The sequence below is a fragment of the Pseudonocardia sp. T1-2H genome (assembly GCF_038039215.1).
Classification (GTDB): Bacteria; Actinomycetota; Actinomycetes; order Mycobacteriales; family Pseudonocardiaceae; genus Pseudonocardia.
The window spans coordinates 370,300-391,795 of sequence record NZ_JBBPCL010000001.1; the positions used below are offsets into that span (position 1 = coordinate 370,300).

The 21,496-nt window shown below is 73.9% G+C and carries 14 protein-coding genes and 2 pseudogenes; 9 read left to right on the forward strand and 7 right to left on the reverse strand.

Annotation, left to right across the window (positions count from 1 at the left end):
* Positions 1-23 precede the first annotated feature (23 nt).
* Positions 24-689: a hypothetical protein gene (locus WBK50_RS01850; protein ID WP_341333936.1), complete on the reverse strand. Its 666-nt coding sequence runs from the start codon at positions 687-689 to the stop codon at positions 24-26.
* A gap of 1,031 nt (positions 690-1,720) precedes the next feature.
* A pseudogene (locus WBK50_RS01855) lies at positions 1,721-3,213 on the reverse strand (glutamate--cysteine ligase); the annotation flags it as partial.
* Positions 3,214-3,390: 177 nt separating this feature from the next.
* Here WBK50_RS01855 and WBK50_RS01860 point away from each other — a divergent pair.
* Positions 3,391-4,203: a TrmH family RNA methyltransferase gene (locus tag WBK50_RS01860; protein ID WP_341333937.1), complete on the forward strand. Its 813-nt coding sequence runs from the start codon at positions 3,391-3,393 to the stop codon at positions 4,201-4,203.
* A gap of 4 nt (positions 4,204-4,207) precedes the next feature.
* The gene (locus tag WBK50_RS01865; protein ID WP_341333938.1) at positions 4,208-4,789 is read left to right on the forward strand and encodes a DUF2537 domain-containing protein; all 582 of its coding nucleotides are present in this window, start codon (positions 4,208-4,210) and stop codon (positions 4,787-4,789) included.
* Between the two features lie 453 nt (positions 4,790-5,242).
* Here WBK50_RS01865 and sepH read toward each other — a convergent pair whose 3' ends face one another.
* The 3 genes from sepH to WBK50_RS01880 form a co-directional block, all read right to left on the reverse strand.
* The gene (gene sepH / locus WBK50_RS01870; RefSeq protein ID WP_341333939.1) at positions 5,243-6,841 is read right to left on the reverse strand and encodes a septation protein SepH; all 1,599 of its coding nucleotides are present in this window, start codon (positions 6,839-6,841) and stop codon (positions 5,243-5,245) included.
* 293 nt (positions 6,842-7,134) lie between these two features.
* A complete protein-coding gene (gene serC / locus WBK50_RS01875; RefSeq protein ID WP_341333940.1) occupies positions 7,135-8,268 on the reverse strand; it encodes a phosphoserine transaminase in 1,134 nt (377 codons plus the stop codon).
* 60 nt (positions 8,269-8,328) lie between these two features.
* Positions 8,329-8,985, reverse strand: a complete 657-nt coding sequence (locus WBK50_RS01880; RefSeq protein WP_341333941.1) for a GlxA family transcriptional regulator — start codon at positions 8,983-8,985, stop codon at positions 8,329-8,331.
* Between the two features lie 414 nt (positions 8,986-9,399).
* Between WBK50_RS01880 and WBK50_RS01885 the strand changes: the two genes are divergently transcribed.
* Positions 9,400-10,674 (forward strand): MFS transporter, encoded by a 1,275-nt coding sequence (locus WBK50_RS01885; protein WP_445942335.1) that lies wholly within the window; start codon positions 9,400-9,402, stop codon positions 10,672-10,674.
* A gap of 65 nt (positions 10,675-10,739) precedes the next feature.
* On the opposite strand, the gene WBK50_RS01890 is transcribed toward WBK50_RS01885, so the two are convergent.
* A complete protein-coding gene (locus WBK50_RS01890; protein ID WP_341333942.1) occupies positions 10,740-11,876 on the reverse strand; it encodes a citrate synthase 2 in 1,137 nt (378 codons plus the stop codon).
* Between the two features lie 162 nt (positions 11,877-12,038).
* Here WBK50_RS01890 and pdxH point away from each other — a divergent pair, with 162 nt between their 5' ends.
* The 6 genes and pseudogenes from pdxH (at position 12,039) to WBK50_RS01920 (ending at position 19,656) form a co-directional block, all read left to right on the forward strand.
* Positions 12,039-12,701 carry a pyridoxamine 5'-phosphate oxidase gene (gene pdxH / locus WBK50_RS01895; protein WP_445942206.1) on the forward strand — a complete coding sequence of 221 codons (663 nt, stop codon included), beginning with the start codon at positions 12,039-12,041 and terminating at the stop codon, positions 12,699-12,701.
* Between the two features lie 309 nt (positions 12,702-13,010).
* Positions 13,011-14,270 carry an MFS transporter gene (locus tag WBK50_RS01900; protein ID WP_341339258.1) on the forward strand — a complete coding sequence of 420 codons (1,260 nt, stop codon included), beginning with the start codon at positions 13,011-13,013 and terminating at the stop codon, positions 14,268-14,270.
* A 355-nt stretch (positions 14,271-14,625) separates the two neighbouring features.
* Positions 14,626-15,800 (forward strand): annotated as a pseudogene (locus WBK50_RS01905) (citrate synthase).
* A gap of 125 nt (positions 15,801-15,925) precedes the next feature.
* Positions 15,926-17,338: a cryptochrome/photolyase family protein gene (locus WBK50_RS01910; protein WP_341333943.1), complete on the forward strand. Its 1,413-nt coding sequence runs from the start codon at positions 15,926-15,928 to the stop codon at positions 17,336-17,338.
* Between the two features lie 56 nt (positions 17,339-17,394).
* A complete protein-coding gene (locus WBK50_RS01915; protein WP_341333944.1) occupies positions 17,395-17,697 on the forward strand; it encodes a hypothetical protein in 303 nt (100 codons plus the stop codon).
* A 153-nt stretch (positions 17,698-17,850) separates the two neighbouring features.
* Positions 17,851-19,656, forward strand: a complete 1,806-nt coding sequence (locus WBK50_RS01920) for a potassium channel family protein (protein ID WP_341333945.1) — start codon at positions 17,851-17,853, stop codon at positions 19,654-19,656.
* Here the strand turns inward: WBK50_RS01920 and WBK50_RS01925 are convergent.
* Complete coding sequence (locus WBK50_RS01925) at positions 19,617-21,230, reverse strand: sigma-54-dependent Fis family transcriptional regulator (protein ID WP_341333946.1); 1,614 nt, start codon at positions 21,228-21,230, stop codon at positions 19,617-19,619. The genes WBK50_RS01920 and WBK50_RS01925 overlap by 40 nt on opposite strands.
* Positions 21,231-21,496: the final 266 nt, after the last annotated feature.

The window sequence follows — 21,496 nt, forward strand, 5'->3', positions numbered from 1 at the left end:
TCACCTCGACCGCCGCCCGGGCGTCATCGCCGGGCTCCGTTCAGGGCGGCCGGCGCCGGCGGCCGCGACCCGGTGGCCGGTGTGGCCAGGATCCGGATGCCGCGGACGGGCCGCAGCCCCGGGACGACCGCCTCAGGCTCGTCGGGCGGCACTGTGGCGTGAGGCCCTGCGGCCGGCAGCGCGGTGAGCGGCCTCGAGGCCGGCCGCACTGGTGGGGGAGCGAGGAGCGTGCGTGGCGCCGGACCGCTCAGCCGGCCGGAGTCGGCGATCGCGCGGGCGAGCCTCCCGAGTGCCGTGGCGTACGCGCGGACCGGCCGCGGCAGCGTCTCCCGCTGGGTCCCGAGCAGGCCCGTCACCTCGGCGTACGGGTCGTCGAGCTCGAGCCAGCGGGCGACCATCGGTAGCTCGACGACCGCGCTCCAGCCGGGTCCGGTCTCGGCGAGCAGGGCGGCGATGCGTCCCCGCCGGGCCGGTCCGCAGGTCACGGCCAGCACCGGCGGCGGCCCGTCACCGAGTGTCACGGACATCCGGCCGGCGCGGTTCAGGGACTCCGCGCTGCCCCGGCAGACCACGACGTCCGCGCTCCCGATCTCGATCCCGCCGTCCCGCGCGTGCAGGGCCAGCGCGACGGTCGACGCGCCGACACCGCCGGACACCCCGGCGACCACCGGGATCCTGAAGCCGCTCATGACAGCCCTCCCGGCCCCTCGTCGAGCTCCTCCTCGCCGGCGTCGACGACGAGCCGCTCGCCGTCGACCGCGATCGCGATGCTGATCCGCACCCAGTGGCTCGGCAGGCTCCGCCAGCCCCGCGCCGTGGGGGCGGGCGCCGCCGCGGGCACGCCGGCGACGCCCACCTCCACGTCCACCGGGACCCCGCCGCGCTCACCGACGGAGCGGTAGGGCGTGACCCGGACCCGGACGTCCACCAGCAGCCGGCCCTCGCCGTCCGGCCGGACCAGCCCGGGGAGCGCGAAGTCCGCGCGCTGCCGGCCCGCGCCGTCCCAGCCCAGGTTCACCGGGCCGGACCGGCGCAGGTAGTCCGCGAGGACCAGCGCCCGGCGGCCCGGGTCCTCCTCGTCCCAGGACAGGTAGTCCGACGCGAACGCCGCGGCCAGCGCGGCCGCCTCGGCGGGATGCGGCACGGGCTCGGGCGCCGGGGTCTCCGCCCGCCGCTCGACGAGCGGGGCCCACGGGGCCGAACCCGGTCCCGTCGGGCCGTACGGGGCGGCGGGCACCGGCGCGAAGCCGAACGGGTCCGTCAACGGGTCCTCCCTCGGGTCCGGGCCCAGCAGGTCCTCGGCGCGCCGCGCCGGGCGCGCGTAGCGGGTGGCGGTCCCCGACCCGCGGGCCCACCCGTCGTCGCCGGGAGGCACGCGCGGGTCGGGACCGCCGGGGCCGGGATGGGGGCGGCCGAACAGGCGGAAGGGCACGGCGATCACCGGCCCTTCTTCGGGCCGGGAGCTGCGGGTCGATCGGGCATGGCTCCCCCGTCTGCGGGCGCGCCGGCTCACCCGTGCGGCTCGGGGCCGGACGGGCGGAGCAGGCGCGAGAACCCGGCTCGGGGCCGGGGATCGGTGTGGGCGGGCGCGTAGGGACGTGGCCGCCGTGTGGGACGGGAGGAACCCTAGGAACCGCGAGGCCGGTCCCGCGGGGAAACGGGAAGACCGTTCACCATCGCGAACGAGGTGGGGCCGAGCCCGCCGGTCAGGCGGGGCTTCCCAGGTGTGCACCGGCTCGTTCGCCTCGGACATCGCCACGTACCGCTCGAGCATCCCCAGCAGCGCCTTCTCCCGGCTCGCGCCCCGGTTCTCCAGGGCGGCGACCGTGTCCAGCTGCCAGGCGGCCGACGTGCGATGGAGGACGCAGCGCCGCTCGATGACGTTGAGGTAGCGGTCGCGGACCGCCGCGCCGACCCCCCAGCGCGTCAGACCCTCGTGGGCCAGGGGGAGCAGCTTGCGCAGGGTCAGCTCGTCCGGCCGGATCCATCCGGTGCCGGGCCAGTAGAGCGGGGCCTCCATGCCGTGCTTGGCGGCCGTCGTGAAGTTCTCCTCGGCCGCCTGGAAGGACATCGACTGCCAGAGCGGCTCGTCCGCTTCCACCAGCACGCGGAGCAGGCCGTAGAAGAACAGCGCGTTCGCGACCATGTCGACGGCGGTGGGCCCGGACGGCAGCACGCGGTTCTCCAGCCGGATGTGCGGCTGCCCGTCCGCGACGTCGTAGACCGGGCGGTTCCAGCGCCAGATCGTCCCGTTGTGCAGCTTGAGCTCCTCGAGCTCCGGGACGTCGCCGGCGCGCAGCACCGCCATCGGGTCCGTGTCCCCGGCCATCGGCATGATCCCGGGGAAGTACCGGGCGTTCTCGGTGAACAGGTCCAGCACGGAACCGATCCAGCGCTCGCCGAACCACACCCGGGGCCGGACGCCCTGGTTCCGCAGCTCGACCGACCGCACGTCGCAGGCCTGCTTGAACAGGGGGATCCGGGTCTCGGCCCAGAGCCGGCGGCCGAGCAGGAACGGCGAGTTCGCGGCGAGCCCGAGCTGGACGCCCGCGAGGCACTGCGCAGCGTTCCAGTAGGCCGGGAACTCCGCGGGCGAGAGCTGCAGGTGCAGCTGCATCGACGTGCACGCCGCCTCGGCGACGATGGACTCGTAGTCCGCCGAGAAGCGCTCCGGCGGGATGGCGTGCAGGTTCGCCGGATCGTCGCCCGCGATCTCGATGTGGATCGGCTCGCCGCGCGCGCTCAGGACCTGCTCGTTCAGCACTCTGTAACGTCGGTCACTCGACAGCGACTCGGGCACCATGTGCCGTGTCTGCAGCGTGGGGAGGATGCCGATCATCACCACCTGCGAACCGCAGTCGCTGGCCTTCGCCCGGGCCACCGCCAGGTTGTCCAGGAGCTCGTGTTCGAGATGCCGCCACTGATCACCCGGCAGTGGGCGCGGGGGAGGTTGAGCTCGAGGTTCCAGCGGCCGAGCTCGGTCTGGAACTCCGAGGCCCCGATGGCGTTCAGGACGTCCTGGCCGGTCATCGCGGGGGAGAGGTCGTCGTCGACCAGGTTCAGCTCGACCTCGATCCCGGTCATGGGATCGTCCTCGGCGAACGGGTGCTCCCGCAGCATCGTGGCCAACGCTTCCAGGCACCGTTGCACCTTGGCCCGATATCGCTGGCGTTCCCGTCGACTGAACCGGGTCCGGTCGACGTCCTGGCCCATGCGTGAGCTGCCTCCTTGCTTCCGGGTGTCCGGCCTCCGACACCGGCCTGACCGGCCCCGGTCGGGCGGTTACCCACCGTGTCACATCGCCGAGCGGTCCGGTACCGGCTGAAAGGGCTACCCCGCGCGACGAGCGGCGGCCGACCTGGGCCGATCGGCACCTGGGATCATCAACTCGTGGCCACCATCACCGCGATCCGGGACCCAGCGGACCCCCGGCTGGACGACTACCGGGACCTCACCGTCGCCGACCGGCGACCGGACCGGCCCGGCGGCCGCGGGATCGTCATCGCCGAGGGGGTCGTCGTGGTGCGCCGGCTGATCGACTCGCCCTATCCGGTGCGCTCCCTGCTCGGCGTCCCGCGGCGGCTCGCCGAGCTCGAGGAGGACCTCGCCGCGCTCGACGTCCCGGCCTACGAGGCGGACGCGGACACCATGGCGACGACGGTCGGCTTCCACCTCAACCGCGGCGTGCTCGCCGTGGCGGACCGGGCCGAGGCGCCGGACGTCGCCGCGCTGGCGCGCACCGCGCGGGTCCTGGCCGTCTGCGAGGGCGTCAACGACCACGAGAACCTCGGCTCGCTGTTCCGCAACGCCGCGGCCCTGGGCGTCGACGGGATCCTGCTCGGCCCACGCTGCTCGGACCCGCTCTACCGGCGCAGCGTCCGCGTCTCCATGGGGCACGTCCTGCGGGTGCCGTTCGCGACGATGCCCGAGCCCTGGCCCGCGTCGCTGGACGTCCTGCGGCAGGCCGGGCTGCGCGTCGCGGCGCTCACCCCGGCCGCGGACGCGGTGCCGCTCTCCGCCGCCGGCCTGTCCGGCGAACGGGTGGCATTGCTCGTCGGCGCGGAGGGCCCGGGGCTCAGCACGGAGGCGCTACAGGCCGCTGACCTGCGGGTGAAGATCCCGATGGCCTCCGGGGTCGACTCTCTCAATGTCGCAACGGCCGCCGCGGTGGCCTTCCATGCAGTGGCGCCTTCCGTAACCTGAGAGCGTGCACCTCGCTGATGGGGGACAGGTGGTGCTCGGCGACAAGCGGCCGGGCGACTCGGTGCTGCCCTCGGAACTCGAGGACTCGCTGCGCGAATGGGGCGCCGTCGCGTCGACCGTCGCGCTGCAGGCGGGGCCGGTCGAGCAAGACCTCGTCCGACGGCGGGGCCGCCAGCTCGCGGGCCGCGTCTCGGACGTCCTGGGCCGGCCCGTCGAGTACGTGGATCCGGTGACCGGCGGGATCGACGTCGTCCACGGGCCGAACACGGGCCCGCTCGCCGGGCTCCCGCTCGTCGCGGAGCATCGGCTGCGGGCGGAGTCCGCGGAGCCCACCCCCTGGGCGACGGGCCTGACGGTCGCGGCGTTCTTCGCCGTCCTGGCCGCGGTCGGGGACATCGCGCTGAGCCGGGCGTTCGGGGCGGCCTTCGGCGCGCTGTGGGTGCCGGCGAACGTGATGGTGGTGCTCGGCCTGGCCCCGTCGCTGTGGCTCGCGCGGCGGATGCCGTTCTGGCGCTGGATCGCGCTGGGGACGGCGGTCGGACTAGGGGCGGCCTGGGTCTGCCTGATCCTCACCGCGCTCCTCTGAGCGCCCCTGGCCGCCTGCCGTGCGCTGACGCGACGGCCCGGCCGACCTACGGGCTCCCCATGAGGTGCCGGGCTCGCCTCGCCGAGTTCCGGACGCGACGAGCGCAACGAGATCAGCGGGTCGAACCACCGCTCGTGGGCGACGCGATCCGGGCTTGGTCGGCGCCTGCGGTACCGGGCGGCCACAACGGCCCGGTCTGGTCTGTATCGCGGACCGTGAGCAACTCGTGCTGATCACCGTTTCAGGCCCCTGACGGGCCGTCCGTGGCCGGTGAGGGGGTGCCGGCGGCGATCAGGCCTGCTCGAGGTCCGGACAGCACTCGACCCGCGCTCCGGGGTCGGAACGCGGGTCGGGCGGGTGGTTCAGCGCTGGCCGCGGACGCCCAGCAGGACCTCGTCCCAGGAGGGCATGACGGGCTTGCCCTTCTTGGTCCGCTTGGGGGGCGGGGCCTGCTCAGCCGCGGGCTTCTCGGCCGCGGCAGGCTTCGACGTCGGGGCTGCGGTGCTCGGGGTCTTGGTAGCAGGGGTCTCGGCGGCAGGGGTCTCGACAGCAGGGACCTCGGGGGCCGGGGACGGCTTGGCCGGAGTGCCGGACGCCGGAGCCGGCTTCGCCTGGGCCTCGGTGGCAGGGGCCTCGGTGGCAGGGGCCTCGGCGGCAGGGGCCTCGGCGGCAGGGACCTCGGCGGCAGGGGTGTCGGTGGCAGGGGTGTCGGTGGCAGGGCCCGCCTCGGCCGCGGCCGCAGTTGCCTGCTCGGAGCGGCTCGTCGTTGCCGGTGCTCCCGCTGATCCGGTCGCGGCTGCCCGGGTCGGCTCGGAGCCCGTCACCGCGGTCGGCTCGGAGCCGGTCGGCGCGGCCGGCTCGGGGCCGGTCTCCGCCGCCGGGGTCGACGCCGAGCCGGCTGTGGCCGCCGTAGCCCCTTCGGAGGTCGTCCCTGCCGGAGCCGTCTCGGAACCGGTGGCCGCTGAAGGAGCCGACTCGGGAGCTCGCCGCCGCGGAGGGCTTCTCTCCCGGAGCCGGGTCGGCCTCCGAGAGGTCCGGCGGAACGCCCGCAGGCTCGGCCACCGGCCGATCGCCCGTCGCCGTCGCAGCCGGATGGTCGCCCGCCGCGGAAGTGTCAGCCGGCTGAGCACTGGAGGAGGAGCCGCCGGCGGGCTGATCCCTCTGCGCCGCCTCGTTCTCCGCGTCCACGGCACCCGTGGGTGCCGCCCGGTTCCAGGCCGGCGCTCCCGCGGCCTCGTCCGGCTCCTCCACCGGCGCCGGCTCCGGCTCCGGGCGGCGCGGCGGCTGCGGGCGCCGCTGCTCCGGCGCGACGGACCGCGAACGGGTGTCCGAGCCGCCCAGCGGGCGCTCGCGCACGCCCATGCCGGAGGCGGCGCGAACCATCTCGGCCCGCGCCTGCTCGGACTGCCGGCGGTCCTGCTCCTCCTCGGAGCGGGCGATGTCGATCACGGGTCCGACGGTGCGCAGCGGGCGTTGCGGCAGGCCCTCGACCAGGTCGGAGGCGTGCTCGTCGAGCGCGGTGACCGTGCCGCCGTGCGCCCCGGGCTGGAACGTCCAGTGCGCCCGGATGTCCGACCGGCCCGCCCGCCAGCTGAGCGCGACGACCCACTTGCCGTCCTCGCCCTTCCAGGAGTCCCAGTCCGCCTCGGTGTGGTCCTGCCCGCGGAGCCCGAAGGTGTGCGCGACGGTCTCGCCGAGGGTGCGGACGTCCGGCCCGTCGCTCCGTACGGGGTGCGCGGCCCGGGCGACCTCGGCCGTCCGGGTGCGCTCCAGCAGCACCGGGTAGGCGAAGCGCTCGATCTTCTGGGCGGGTACCCCGGCGGCCGAGGCAACCTGCTCCACGGACGCCCCGGCCCGGATCCGGGCTTGGATCTCACGTGGTCGCAACTGGCTCTCCAACTCGATCGCGATCTGTCCGAGCCGGGTGAGGTCACCGCGCGCGGCGGCCCGCAACTGCTCGTCGGCCGGGACCGTGAAGCGTTCGCGGCGCCCGGGGTCCTCGAGGACGACCGAACCGTCCTCGGTGATCCCGACGACCCGCAACGCCCGCATCGAGGCCTCCCCGCTGTCTCACGTCCCCGTCCGGGTGACGGTAGATGCCGATCCGTGTCCGACGGGTGAGGCGCGCCGGGACCGGATTCCCCTGGTGAACGGGGTATATCCGGCCTGCGACGCGTCCGGCTCCACCGGCGTTCGGCAGAGAGTTGCACGGAGTCGACCACTTGGTAAAGCCGAGATCCATGTTACGGATGTGACTACAGTGCGTCACCCCCCTCCGGATCACGGACCGGATACGACGGCGGCCGGGCCGCTCGAAGGCAGACCCGGCCGCGTCGAGGGGTGCGTCAGCCGAGGCGCTCGACGACCCAGTCGATGCAGGTGGTGAGCGCGGAGACGTCCGCCGGCTCGACCGCCGGGAACATCCCGATCCGCAGCTGGTTGCGGCCCAGCTTGCGGTAGGGCTCGGTGTCCACGACACCGTTGGCGCGCAGCACCTTGGCGACGGCGGCGGCGTCCACAGACTCCGCGAAGTCGATGGTGCCGACGACCTGCGAGCGGTGTGCCGGGTCCGCGAACGGCGAGGTGTACCCGGTCTTCTCGGCCCAGGAGTAGAGCCGGTCCGAGGAGTCCTTGGTGCGGGCGACGCAGGCGTCCAGGCCGCCGAGGCCGTTCATCCAGTCGATCTGGTCCGCGAGCATCAGCAGCGTCGCGACGGCCGGGGTGTTGTAGGTCTGGTCCTTCGCCGAGTTGTCGACGGCCGTGGCCAGCGACAGGAACGGCGGGATCCAGCGCTCACCCTGCGCCAGCTCGGCGACCCGCTTCAGCGCCGCCGGGCTCATCAGCGCGATCCAGAGCCCGCCGTCGGACGCGAAGCCCTTCTGCGGGGCGAAGTAGTAGGCGTCCGCCTGGGTGATGTCGACGGGCAGGCCGCCGGCGCCGGACGTCGCGTCGATGACGACGAGCTGGCCGTCGATCGCCGCCTCTGGGCGGACGACCGGCACCGAGACGCCGGTGGAGGTCTCGTTCTGGGCCCAGGCCAGGACGTCGCAGGAGGCGTCCGCGGTGGGCGCGGGCGCGGTGCCCGGCTCCGACGAGACGATCACCGGGTCCGCCAGGAACGGCGCGCCCTTGGTGGTGTCCGCGAACTTGGAGGAGAACTCGCCGTAGGTCAGGTGCAGGGAACGCTCGCGGACGAGGCCGAACGCGGCGGCGTCCCAGAAGGCGGTGGACCCGCCGTTGCCGAGGACGACCTCGTAGCCGTCCGGCAGGGAGAACAGCTCGGACAGGCCCGCCCGGACCCGGCCGACGAGCGACTTGACCGGCTTCTGCCGATGCGAGGTGCCCATGTAGGTGGTGCCGGACTCCGCGAGCGCCGCGAGCTGCTCGGGGCGGACCTTGGACGGTCCGCATCCGAAGCGCCCGTCGGTGGGCAACAGGTCGGCGGGAATCTGCAGATCGGTGCTGGTCGACGCGGTCACGGAGCCCAGTGTCGCAGCCGCCCCCGACCGCCGCTGCCACCGGCCCGGTGACACCGGCCGTCAGGCGCTCGCCGGCACCCGGAACGACCGCCGGTAGGCGAGGGGCGACATCCCGATCGCCGCGTGCAGGTGCTGGCGCAGCGACGCCGTGCTGCCGAAGCCCGCGCGGGCGGCGATCCCCTCGACGGGCAGGTCCGTCGTCTCCAGCAGGCGGCGGGCCAGTTCCACGCGGCGGGTGGTGAGCCAGCGGCCGGGGCTGAGGCCCGTCTCGGCGCGGAAGCGGCGGGTGAAGGTCCGGACGCTCATCGCGGACCGGGCCGCGAGCTCGTCGAGGGAGAGGGGTTCGGCGAGGTGCTCCAGCGCCCAGGTGCGCGCCGCCGCGGTGCTCGCGCCCGCCGGCTCCGGCACGGGCTGCTCGACGAACTGGGACTGCCCGCCTTCCCGCCACGGCGCGACGACGCTGCGCCGGGCGACCGTGGCGGCGACCTCCGCGCCGTGGTCGCGCCGGACGAGGTGCAGCAGCAGGTCGATCCCGGCGGCGTTGCCCGCGGAGGTGAGCACGTCCCCGTCGTCGACGAACAGGACGTCCGGGTCCAGCTCGACCTGCGGGTACAGCGCCCGGAACCGGTCGGTGTGCAGCCAGTGCGTGGTGGCGGGGCGGCCGTCGAGCAGGCCCGCGGCCGCGAGGACGAACGCGCCGGTGCAGATCGAGACCACCCGGCCGCGCTCCGCCGCGTCCCGCAGGACGCCGGCGAGCTCGGCGAGATCGACCCGTCGTCCATCTGCGGGCCGCCGTTGTGCCCGGGGACGATCAGCGTCTGCGCGGTCCCGACGATCTCCGGCCCGTGTTCGGGCAGCACCGAGTAGCCGGCGGACGTGCGGACCGGGCCGCCGTCGAGGGTCGTGACCCGGACCCGGTAGAGCGGTGCACCGTCGGGCCCCGCCGCGCTGCCCAGCAGCCTGTGGGGCAGCCCCAGCTCGAACGCGATCACTCCCGGCAGCGCCAGCACCGCGACCTCGTGACGTGATGCGCGCCTCGGCATGGCCGGATTCTTGCACAGTATGTCTGTCCGGCCACTTCCGTTGCTCGTTCGCGCCGACGATGCTGATCCGGTGACCGAACTCGACACCGTGGGCGTGACGCCGCGCCGGGGCCGGCGGATCCACCCGGCCTGGTGGGCCGCGGCCGCCACGTTCCTGGCCCTCATCGGCGCGGCGGGCTTCCGCTCGACGCCGGGGGTGATGGTCGAGCCCCTGAACGACGAGTTCGGCTGGTCCATCGGCACGATCTCGGTCGCGCTCGCGGTCAACCTCGCGCTGTTCGGGATCACCGCGCCGTTCGCCGCGGCGCTGATGGAGCGCTTCGGCATCCGCCGGGTGGTGGCGAGCGCGCTCGTCCTCGTCGCGCTCGGCAGCGGGCTGACCGTGTTCATGACCGCGTCCTGGCAGCTCGTGATGCTGTGGGGCGTCGTCGTCGGGATCGGGACCGGCTCGATGGCGATGGCCCTGGTGGCGACGGTCGTCGGGCGCTGGTTCGTGGCCCGCCGCGGCCTCGTCTCCGGCATCCTGACGGCGGCGAACGCGACCGGGCAGCTGATCTTCCTGCCCGCGATCGCGCACATCGTCGCGACCGGCGGCTGGCGCGCCGCGGCGCTGACCGTCAGCGGCGCGGCACTGGTCGTCGTGCCGATCGTGCTGCTGTTCCTGCGCAACCGGCCCTCGGACGTCGGCGCGCTGCCGTACGGCGGGACCGAGGCGGACGTCGTCGAGCCGCTGCGGTCCGGCGCCGCGAAGCTCGCGATCACGACGCTCATCACCGCGGCGAGGAACCGGACGTTCTGGCTGCTCATGGCCGGATTCTTCGTCTGCGGCGCCACGACCAACGGGCTGATCCAGTCCCACTTCGTGCCGGCCGCCCACGACCACGGCATGCCCGCCACGACGGCGGCGAGCCTGCTGGCGATCGTCGGGATCTTCGACCTGGTGGGGACGATCTTCTCCGGCTGGCTGACCGACCGGTACGACCCGCGGGTCCTGCTCGCCGCCTACTACCTGCTGCGCGGGGTGTCGCTGGCGCTGCTGCCGCCGCTGTTCGGCGCGGACGTCGACGCGAGCATCTTCGCGTTCATCATCTTCTACGGCCTGGACTGGGTGGCCACGGTGCCGCCGACGATGGCGCTGTGCCGCTCCGCGTTCGGGGCGTCCGCGCCGATCGTGTTCGGCTGGGTGTTCGCCTCGCACCAGCTGGGCGCGGCGTTCGCGGCGCTGGTCGCGGGGCTGGTGCGGGACGCCCTGGGCAGCTACGACGCCGCGTGGTTCGGCGGGGCGGTGCTCTGCGGGCTCGCGGTCGTCGCGTCCCTCGCCATCCGCAAGGCTCCGCGCAAGGTGGCGCCCGTTCCCGCCTGAATATGCAGGTCAGGTGGGGTCGTGCGCGTGGAACCTCGCTAGAACGAGGTTCCACGCGCACAGGGTCAGCCGGAGACCAGGTCCCAGCCCTCGACGTCCTGCGGCTTCCGCGGGCCCGGGCCGATGTACTGTGCGGACGGCCGGACCAGCTTGTTCTCCAGCTTCTGCTCCACGATGTGCGCGGACCAGCCCGCCGTGCGGGCGCTGGTGAACATCGCCGGCATCATGTGCGGCGGGACCTGGGCGAAGTCCAGGATCACCGCGGCCCAGAACTCGACGTTCGTCTCGATCGGGTGGTCCGGGCGGCGCTCGCGCAGGATCGACAGCGCGGCACGCTCGAGCCCGGCGGCCACCTCGAAGCGCGGGGCGTTCAGCTCCTGGCAGGTGCGGCGCAGCACGCGGGCCCGGGGGTCCTCGGCCCGGTAGACCCGGTGCCCGAAGCCCATGAGCTTCTCCTTGCGGTCCAGGATGCCCTTGACCAGCGCCTCCGGGTCCCCGGTCCGCTCCACCTCGGCGATCATCGGCAGCACCCGGGCCGGCGCGCCGCCGTGCAGCGGGCCGGACATGGCGCCGATCGCCCCGGACAGGGACGCCGCGACGTCCGCGCCGGTGGACGCGATGACCCGCGCGGTGAACGTCGAGGCGTTCATGCCGTGCTCGGCCGCGGAGACCCAGTAGGCGTCGATGGCCCGCACGTGGGCGGGGTCCGGCTCGCCGCGCCAGCGCACCATGAACCGTTCGGTGATCGTCTTCGCCTCGTCGATCCGCGCCTGCGGCACGGCCGGGACGCCGATCCCGCGGGCGGACTGCGCGACGTAGGACAGCGCCATCACCGAGGCCCGGGCCAGCTGGTCCCGCGCCTCCTCGACGGAGGTGTCCAGCAGCGGCTGGTACCCCCAGTGCGGTGCCAGCATGGCCAGCGCGGCCTGGACGTCGACGCGCACGTCGCCGGTGTGCACGGGGATGGGGAACGGCTCCGCCGGCGGCAGGCCCGGCCCGAACCGGCCGTCGACGAGCAGCGCCCAGACGTTGCCGAAGGACACCGTCCCGACCAGGTCCTCGATGTCGACACCGCGATAGCGCAGGGCACCCCCGTCCTTGTCCGGCTCGGCGATCTGCGTGCGGAACGCGACGTGTCCCTCGAGGCCGGACTTGAAGCCCGGCGGCGGCGGGGGCACGTCGTGTGCGTCGGGGACGGACACCGGCATCTCCTCTGATCCAGGTGGTTTTCGCCGTCACCCTCCCGTCCACCCGCACGTCGCACAACGGTGCGTCCGGGTGGGCTCTGTCACCGGACCCGTTCGGAGGGTGGTCGCCGCGTCGAGCGCGACCTAGCGTCGAAGCCCCCACGAGGAGGTGTGCGAATGACGGTTCCCACGCAGAATCCGCTGTCCGCCATGCGCGTCGACTACCGGAGCGGCGAGCTCGACGTCGACGTGCTCGCGCCGACCTGGCACGAGCAGCTGACCGTCTGGCTGGCGGAGGCGCAGGCGGCCGGGCTGCCCGAGGCGAACGCGATGGTGCTGGCCACGGCGGACCTCGAGGGCCACCCGTCCTCGCGCACCGTCCTGTGCAAGGGCCTCGACGAGCGTGGCGTCGTCTTCTACACCAACTACACCTCGGCCAAGAGCCACGACCTGCGCCGCTCGCGCTTCGCGTCGGTGACGTTCCCCTGGTACGGCCTGCAGCGGCAGGTCCACCTGCGGGGCCGGGTGGAGCAGGCGAGCGCTGCGGAGGCCGACGCCTACTGGGCCAGCCGCCCCCGTGGTTCGCAGCTGGGGGCGTGGGCGTCCGCCCAGTCCGTCACGGTCCACGACCGCAACGTCCTCGACGACGCGCTCGAGAGCATCACCCGGCGGTTCGCGGACACCGAGGCCATCCCGCGGCCTCCGCACTGGGGCGGCTGGCGGCTGCTCCCGGACGAGGTCGAGTTCTGGCAGGGCCGCACGAACCGGATGCACGACCGGCTGCGCTTCGTCGGGAATCGGGACGACCGCACCTGGCGGGTCGTCCGGCTCGCGCCCTGACCGTCCACGCGGGGGCGCCCGGCGTGGGTCCCTTCTGGTAATCCTGGGGACGTGACAGTCCCTGGTGGTCCACCGCCGGACCAGCCGACCGATCCGCTGCGGACCGGCGGGGAACCCCCCACGCGGCCCACCCGGGACCCGGCGGCGGATCCGGCGACCGTGGAGAACCGGGCCCGGGGGAACCCGGCGGCCGAGCCGCCGACCGTGCGTGCACCCCTCGGGGAGGGGCGCACGGTCCGCGGCCCGCACGACGAGGGCCGCACCCGCGAGGTGCGCACCGAGGCCATCCCGGTCGGCCCCACCCGGCGGATGGTCACCGCTGTCCGCGGCACCTTCGCGGACACCACACCGCTGCAGACCCCGGCCTACCGCAGGCTCTGGCTGGCCGGGGTCGTGACGACGGTCGGCGCGCAGCTCTCGGTCGTCGCCGTCCCGACGCAGATCTACGCCATGACGAACTCGTCCGGCTACGTCGGCCTGACCGGCCTCTTCGGGCTGGTCCCGCTGATCGTCTTCGGGCTCTGGGGCGGGGCGATCGCGGACGCCGTGGACCGGCGCACGATGCTGCTGGTCACCGGCGCCGGGATCGCCGTCACGTCGCTGGCGCTGTGGGTCGTCGCGGCGTCCGGCGTGGGCAGCGTCTGGGTCGTCCTCTGCCTGTTCTCGGTGCAGTCGGCGATGCTCGCGATGAACCAGCCCGTCCGCAGCGCGGTGATCCCGCGGCTGCTCCCGGCCGTCCAGCTGCCGGCGGCCAACGCGCTGAACATGACGGTCATGCAGGTCGGCTCGATCGCCGGCCCGCTGCTGGCGGGCGTGCTGATCCCGGTGATCGGGCTCGGCACGCTCTACCTGCTCGACGCGATCTTCCTGCTGACGACCCTCTGGGCCACCTGGAAGCTGCCGTCCATACCGCCGCTGGACGCCGAGCCCGGCGTGCGCCGCAAGGCCGGGTTCCGCGAGGTCGTCGACGGGTTCCGCTACGTCTCGACGCAGAAGATCCTGCTGGTCTCGTTCCTGGTGGACCTGATCGCGATGGGCTTCGGGATGCCGCGCGTGCTGTTCCCGGAGCTGGCGGAGACCCGGTTCGGGGACCCGCCCGGCGGCGGGTTCGCCCTCGGCCTGCTGTTCGCGGCGGTGCCGATCGGGATGGTCGCGGCCGGCGTGCTGTCCGGCTGGCTGCAGAAGGTCCGACGCCAGGGGGTCGCGGTCACCGTGGCCGTCTGCGTCTGGGGCCTCGGCGTGGCCTTCTTCGGCCTGACGAACTCGCTGTGGCTCGCGGTGCTCGCGCTGGCGGTCGCCGGGGCCGGCGACCTGGTCAGCTCGGTCTACCGGAACTCGATGCTGCAGACCGTCGCGACGGACGAGATGCGCGGCCGGATGCAGGGCGTCTTCCTGGTCGTCGTGGCCGGCGGCCCCCGGCTGGCGGACATGTGGCACGGCTGGGCCGCGGAGGGCGTGGGCGCCGGTGCGGCGGCGACGATCGGCGGCGTCGCCGTGGTCGTCGTCGTGATCGCCGTGGTGTTCCGGTTCGCCGCGTTCTGGCGCTACGTGGGCCCCCGCGGCGGGTGATCGGGACCGGTCGTCGTCCCGTCTGGCAGCCAGCGGATGCCGGACCGCGGAACCCGGACGACGATGGGCGCAGGCCCGTGTCGTGGACGGTAAGAGGCCATCGCGGCGTGATCCTTACCGCGTCCGGGACGTGATGCGTAACGCCCTGGGCGACGGAGGGGCCTCGGAGCACTAGCGTTGTGTACAACCGAGATAACTGACGAGTGTGAGAGGGAACCTCCACATGGCTGACGAGTCCGCCGGAAGCGACACCGCCGTCCTGAAGTACCCGGGCGGCGAGCACGAGATGGCCATCAAGGCGCCGACGGAGGGTGCTTCGGCAGTCGACGTGAGCAAGATCCTCGCGAAGACGGGGATGACGACGTTCGACCCCGGGTTCACGAGCACCGCGGCCTGCGCCTCGGCCATCACCTACATCGACGGCGACGCAGGGATCCTGCGTTACCGCGGTTACCCCATCGACCAGCTGGCCGAGAAGAGCAGCTTCCTGGAGGTCAGCTACCTGCTGATCTACGGCGAGCTGCCCACGGCGGCCGAGCTCGAGCGATTCACCAACGACATCAGCCGGCACACGCTGCTGCACGAGGACCTCAAGGGCTTCTTCGACGGCTTCCCCGGGACGCGCACCCGATGCCGGTGCTGTCCTCCGCGGTCAGCGCGCTGTCGACCTTCTACCAGGACGCCCTGGACCCGTTCGACAAGGACGCGGTCGAGCTCTCCACCGTCCGGCTCATGGCGAAGGTCTTCACGATCGCCGCCTACGCCTACAAGAAGTCCGTGGGCCAGCCGTTCCTCTACCCGGACAACTCGCTCGGCCTGGTCGAGAACTTCCTGCGGATGACGTTCGGCTTCCCGGCCGAGCCGTACGAGGTGGACCCGGCCATCGCGAAGGCCCTGGACACGCTGCTGATCCTGCACGCGGACCACGAGCAGAACTGTTCGACCTCGACGGTCCGGCTCGTCGGCTCGTCGCAGGCGAACCTGTTCGCGTCGATCTCCGCGGGTGTGAACGCCCTGTTCGGCCCGCTGCACGGCGGCGCGAACCAGGCCGTGCTGGAGATGCTCACCCGGATCAAGGACGTCGAGGACGGCAACGTCGACGCGTTCGTCGAGCGGGTGAAGAACAAGGAGAAGGGCGCGAAGCTGATGGGCTTCGGGCACCGGGTCTACAAGAACTACGACCCGCGCGCGAAGATCGTCAAGCAGAACGCGGACGAGGTGCTCAAGAACCTCGGTGTCACGGACCCGCTGCTGGACATCGCCATGCGGCTGGAGGAGAAGGCGCTGGCGGACGACTACTTCGTCGAGCGCAAGCTCTACCCGAACGTCGACTTCTACACCGGCGTGATCTACCGGGCCATGGGCTTCCCGACCAAGATGTTCACGGTCCTGTTCGCGCTCGGCCGGCTCCCCGGCTGGATCGCGCACTGGCGGGAGATGATGGACGACCCGCAGAACAAGATCGGCCGCCCGCGCCAGCTCTACGTCGGCGCGACCGAGCGCAAGTACACCGGCATCAGCGAGCGCTGAGCCATCTGCACCACGCACGTCGACGGGGCGGGCCCACCGGGCCCGCCCCGTTTTCGCGGTCCTCGGCCCGGGCGCTACCGGAGATTCGCCGCGCGTCCTGCGGGAGCAGTGGTTAGCGTCGTCGGATGGCCGACCCCGGGCAGAGCGCCGTCGTCTGGTTCCGTCGCGACCTCAGGGTCGGTGACCAGCCCATCTTCCTCGCCGCCGCCAACGCGGCGGACTCCGCGCTCGCGCTGTTCGTCCTGGACCCGGCCCTGCTGGGCCCCGCCGGAGCCGCGCGGCTGAACTTCCTCTTCGGCACCCTGCGCGAGCTCGACGACGCCCTCGACGGCCGGTTGCTCGTGGTCAGGGGCGAGCCCGCGGACGTCGTCCCCCGGGTCGCGGAGGCGGTGCGGGCGGCCACCGTGCACGTCGCCGCGGACTTCGGGCCCTACGGCAGCAGGCGGGACGAGGCCGTCGAGCAGGCCCTCGCCGCGGACGGCCGCGAGCTCGTCCGCACCGGCTCCCCGTACGCCGTCGCACCGGGCCGCGTCCGGAAGACCGACGGCGAGCCGTTCAAGGTCTTCACCCCGTTCCGCCGCGCCTGGACCGAGCACGGCTGGCGCGCGCCGGCGGACACCGGCGCCACCACGCTGAACTGGATCGACCCGTCGTCGAAGGACGGCGGCCCGCGCGCGGTCGCGATCCCGGACGACCTCCCCGTGGACGCCGCGCTCCCCGAACCGGGAGAGAAGGCCGCGCTGCGCACGTGGCGGGACTTTCTCGCCGACGCGGGCGACAGCGGCGGGGTCGACGGGTACGGGGACGCCCGGAACCGGCCGGACCTGCCCGGGACGTCGCGCATGTCCGTCCACCTGAAGTACGGCTGCGTCCACCCGCGGACGTTGCTCGCCGACCTCGCGAACCGCCGCTCGGCCTCCGCGGACACCTACCGCACGGAGATCGCCTGGCGGGAGTTCTACGCGGACATCCTCCACCAGCGTCCGGACTCCGCGCGGAGGAACTACGACCGCGCCTTCGACGCGCTGCCGGTCGAGACCGACGCGCAGGCCCGCGCCGCGTTCGAGGCGTGGCAGGAGGGCCGCACCGGCTTCCCGATCGTCGACGCCGGCATGCGCCAGCTCCGGGCCGAGGCCTGGATGCACAACCGGGTGCGGATGATCGTCGCGTCGTTCCTGGTCAAGGACCTGCACCTGCCGTGGTGGTGGGGCGCGCGGCACTTCATGACCCTGCTCGTGGACGGCGACCTGGCCTCCAACCAGCACGGCTGGCAGTGGACCGCGGGCAGCGGCACGGACGCGTCGCCGTACTTCCGGGTGTTCAACCCGGTCACGCAGGGGGAGCGGTTCGACCCCGAGGGCGCGTACGTCCGCAGGTACGTCCCCGAGCTCGCGAGCGTCCCGGGCAGGGCCGTGCACCAGCCGTGGGCGCTGAGGGACGGGATCCCCGAGGGCTACCCGGAGCCCATCGTCGACCACAAGCAGGAACGCCAGGAGGCACTGCACCGCTACGAGAGGGTCAAGAACGCCCGCCGCTGACGGCCGGGTGCCCGGGTCCTAGTCTTCGGCCCACCGGACGAGGGAAGGCGCGGGACATGGCGGAGCGGAATCGCGGTCGAGGGCGGGTGGTGCTCGCGGTCGTGGCCGCCGGTGGTGCGGGCGTCGCCTTCTGGAGGCGCAGCGTCGCGGGCAGGGGAGCGCACGTCTCGGACGTCTTCCAGGCCGAGGTCCCGGCGCGGGCCAGGGTCGACGCCGTTCCCGACCCGGCCGACCCGGCCGGGTCGGCGGGACCCGCGGCCGAGCCGAAGCCCCTGACCGCGCCCGAGGAGCGGCCCCGCGGCGGGTTCGCTCCGGAGCCCGCGAAGCCGGCGGCCCTGTTCGACCCCGATCGCACCTAGCGTCCGCCGCTCGCGTGGCTCGAGCGTCGCAGATCGCCGCTCGAGCCGCTCGAGCGCCGGTGGTCAGGTCTTCCCGACCTGCCACCGCGGCGCCACCCTCAGTGACACGGGATCGCCAGACTGCGCCGAGGGCACCGACGGAGAGGGGGCCCGATGCAGGGGAGCCGAGCCGGCCACGTCGTCGTGTGCGGAACCGGCGCCGTCGGGGTGCGGACGATCGAGCAGTTGCACGCGGCCGGCGTCGAGGTCGTCGCCGTCGAGGCGGGCGACGAGCCGGGCCGCGGCACCGAACGCCTGCTCGAGGCGTGGGGCGTCCCCCGGGTCCCCGGCCGGCCCCGCGAGGCGCTCGCCGCGGCCGCGGCGACCCGCGCCTCGGCGGTGGTCGTGGTTCCGGAGGACGATCTGGCCGCCACGGAGACCGCGCTGCTGGTCCACCGGCACGCCCCCGAGGTGCGGCTCATCGTGCGGATCGCGAACTCGGCGGTGGGCCGCGCGCTCGCCGAGGTGGCCGGGCCGGGGAGCGTCCTGGACGTCGCCGCGCTGTCCGCCCCGTCGATCGTCGAGGCCTGTCTCGGGATCCGGCCGCACCCCGTGCAGCTGGCCGGGCAGGAGTTCGTCGTCGCCCGGTCGGCCGCGCCGAGGCCGGGGACCCTGCGCGAGCTGTACGGCGACCTCGCCCCGATCGCGGCCGGCGACGGGGACCGCGAGGTGGTGTGCCCCGGCCGCGACCACCGCGTCGAGGCCGGCGAGCCGGTCGGCCTGATCGGCACGGCCGCGCAGTTCGCGGCGTCCGGCGCGGGGGCGCTCGCCGAGCCGGTGCGGGCGGGGCGTTCCGTGGGCGCCCGGTCCGCGGGGGTGGCGCGGGCCGTCGAGCGGGACGAGGAGGGCGGCCGGGCGGGCCTGCTCTCCGTCCTGCGGATCCTGCTCGCCGAGGCCGAACGGCCGTTGCGGGTGACCGCTCTCGTGCTGCTCGGGGTGTTCGTCCTGTCCGTCCTCGTCCTGCACGCCGGCTACCTGAAGGCGAACGGCGCGCACATGACCTGGGTCGACGCCGTCTACTTCACGGTCGAGACCATCGGCACCGTCGGCTACGGGGACTTCTCGTTCGCCGAGCAGCAGACGTGGCTGCGGGTCTACGCCATCGGGATGATGTTCGGCGGCGTCGTGCTCGCCGCGGTCCTCTTCTCGCTGCTCACCCAGATGCTCGTCAGCAGCAGCATCGAGCGGTCCGTCGGGCGGCGCCGGCTGGGCTCGATGAAGGGCCACGTGATCGTCGTCGGGCTGGGCGCCGTCGGGATCGGGGTGCTGGAAGGGCTGCTCGCGGCCGGGGCGCGGCCCGTCGTCCTGGAACGGGACCCGCGCAACCGGCACCTGCCTCGGGCCCGCGAGCTGGGCGTCCCCGTGCTGACCGGGGACGCGACCGACGCCGCCGTCCTCGCCTCGGTCAACATCGAGACCGGGCTCGCCGTGCGGGACCGGCTCGGCGGGCGCTGGGCGGACGTCCCGGTGGTCCTGCGGATCTTCGACCGGGACCTCTCCGAAGCGGTCGAGGACGGCTTCGACTTCCGGTACGTCCGCTCCACCGCCGCGCTGGCCTCACCGTGGTTCGTGGGCGCGGCGCTCGGCCTGGACGTCCTCGGCACCTTCTACGTGGACCGGACGCCGTTCATGATCGGCCGGATCGCGGTGACGGCGGGCAGCGGCCTCGACGGGCTGGCGATGGGTGAGCTCTCCGCCCGGACCCGGGTCGTGGCGCTGCTCCGCGCGGGCGCCACGGACCCCGAGTTCCCGCCGCGCCGCGGCACCCGCTTCGGCCTCGGGGACGACGCGTACGTCGTGGGCCCGTACGAGGAGCTGCTGGCGCTGCTCCGCCAGGCCCAGATCCGGCGGAACGACGCCGGGTCACCGCCCGGGACGGATCAGTCCCCGCCGTCGGACGTCGGCATCGAGATGCCGTAGCCGCGGATCTTGCGGTAGATCGTGGCCCGGGACATCCCCAGCCGCCGTGCCGCCTCGGCCTTGTTGCCGTCCGTGTCCAGCAGCGCGTCCACGATCGCGTCGCACTCGATCGCCTCCAGCGGCGTGAGCACCCGGCGGGTGATCGCCCGGGTCTCGGGCGGCAGGTCCTCCGGCCGCACGGTCCCCGTCCGCCGGCGCGCGACGACCTTGCGCAGCACCTGGTAGAGCTGCTCGACGTTGCCGGGCCAGCGGTTGCGCATCAGCACCCGCATCGCCTCGGGCGAGCACACCAGCTCCGCCCCGCGGGTCAGCCGGGCCAGCAGGTACGGCACCAGCTCGGCGACGTCCTCGATGTGGTGGCGCAGCGGCGGCACCTCGATGGTGCGCGGGAAGCGGTCCAGCAGGGTGCGGAGCTCGGGCGAGTCCTCCAGGACCCCGGCGCGGGACCGCGTCGCCACGACCCACTGCCGTTCCAGCTCCGGGGACTCGCGGTGCGGTTCCAGCGCGTCGGCCAGCGCCTGCGCACCGTCGGGCGGCAGGGTGTCCACGTTGCGGAGCACCAGCGTCCCGCCCCCGGTGGCGAGCTCGTCCACGACCTCACCGATCCAGCGCGGGCTGTAGGACGCGGCGTCGAGCACCCGCACGTGACCGGCGGGGGAGTGCTTCTGGTGGGTGGCGCGGGCCAGCGTCGTCCGCCCGGATCCGGGCTCGCCCTCCAGGACCAGCCACTCGTTCATCCGGAAGTGCCGGTCGACGGTCTGCGCGCACTTCGTCCACAGCGCCCCGGACCCGACGGCGGCGGGCAGGGCGGCCCCGATGGCGTGCGCGGTCGGCCGGTGCGCCACGGGCTCCCGGGACACCAGCTGGACCTGCAGCACGCCGCCGGAGAGGCCGCCCTCGGTCCAGCTCGGCCGGCAGGTGACCCGTGCGGTCGCCCCGCTGGGCAGGTCGACGATCAGCTGCCGGCGGCGCCCGGTGCGGATTGCCTCGGTGGCGTCGGCGAGCAGCGGGACCTGGTCGCCCGGGTCGATCAGCTCGCGGGCCCGGTCGTTCATCATCAGCAGGTCGTCGCTGACGGCGAGCACGGCGCCGCGGTTGCGCCGGCAGGCGGCCAGGTAGTCGTGGAGCAGGGTGAGCTCGCGCCGACCGGAACGCTCCAGGAGCGTCTCCTCGATGCGCCGCGCGAGCGTCGTCGCCGTCGCGATCATCAGGGCGTTCGCCTCGCGTCGCCAGCAGGTCAGGTCGATGACGCCGAGCGTCTTGCCCGTGACGGGGTGCCGGATCGGGACCCCGGCGCACGCCAGGTCCTCGAGGTGCTCGACGTAGTGCTCGTGGCCGAAGACCTGCGTCGCGCAGCGGCCCTCCAGCGCGGTGCCGATGCCGTTGGTGCCCACGTAGCGCTCGGCGTAGCTGAAGCCCGGCGCGAGCCAGACCCGGTCCAGGTGCTGGCGCAGCGCGGAGTCCCCGGTCCGGCGCTCCAGGACCACGCCGTCGTCGTCGCAGAGGATGACGCTGACGGGCTCGGTCGTGAACTGGTCCGCCACCTCGTCGACGATCGGGCGGGCCGCGCGCATCAGCGGGGTGTCCGTCTCGTCGTCCGTCTCGTACGGGAAGCTCGAGGTGGTCCGCCGCGACCGAGAACTGCTTCGACCGCGTCCAGGACGCGAGGATCGGCGGGCGCACGAGGCCGGGCTCGAGCGGCTCGTCACCGAGGAACAGGTCCCGCGCGAGGGCGATCCGCTGCGCGCTGCTCTTCGACGGCGCGACGAGGTCGCCGCCCGGGTCGTCGTGGTGAGGGGACGGCGCGTGGGGGTGCGTCTGTTCAGGCGGGTAGACCAAC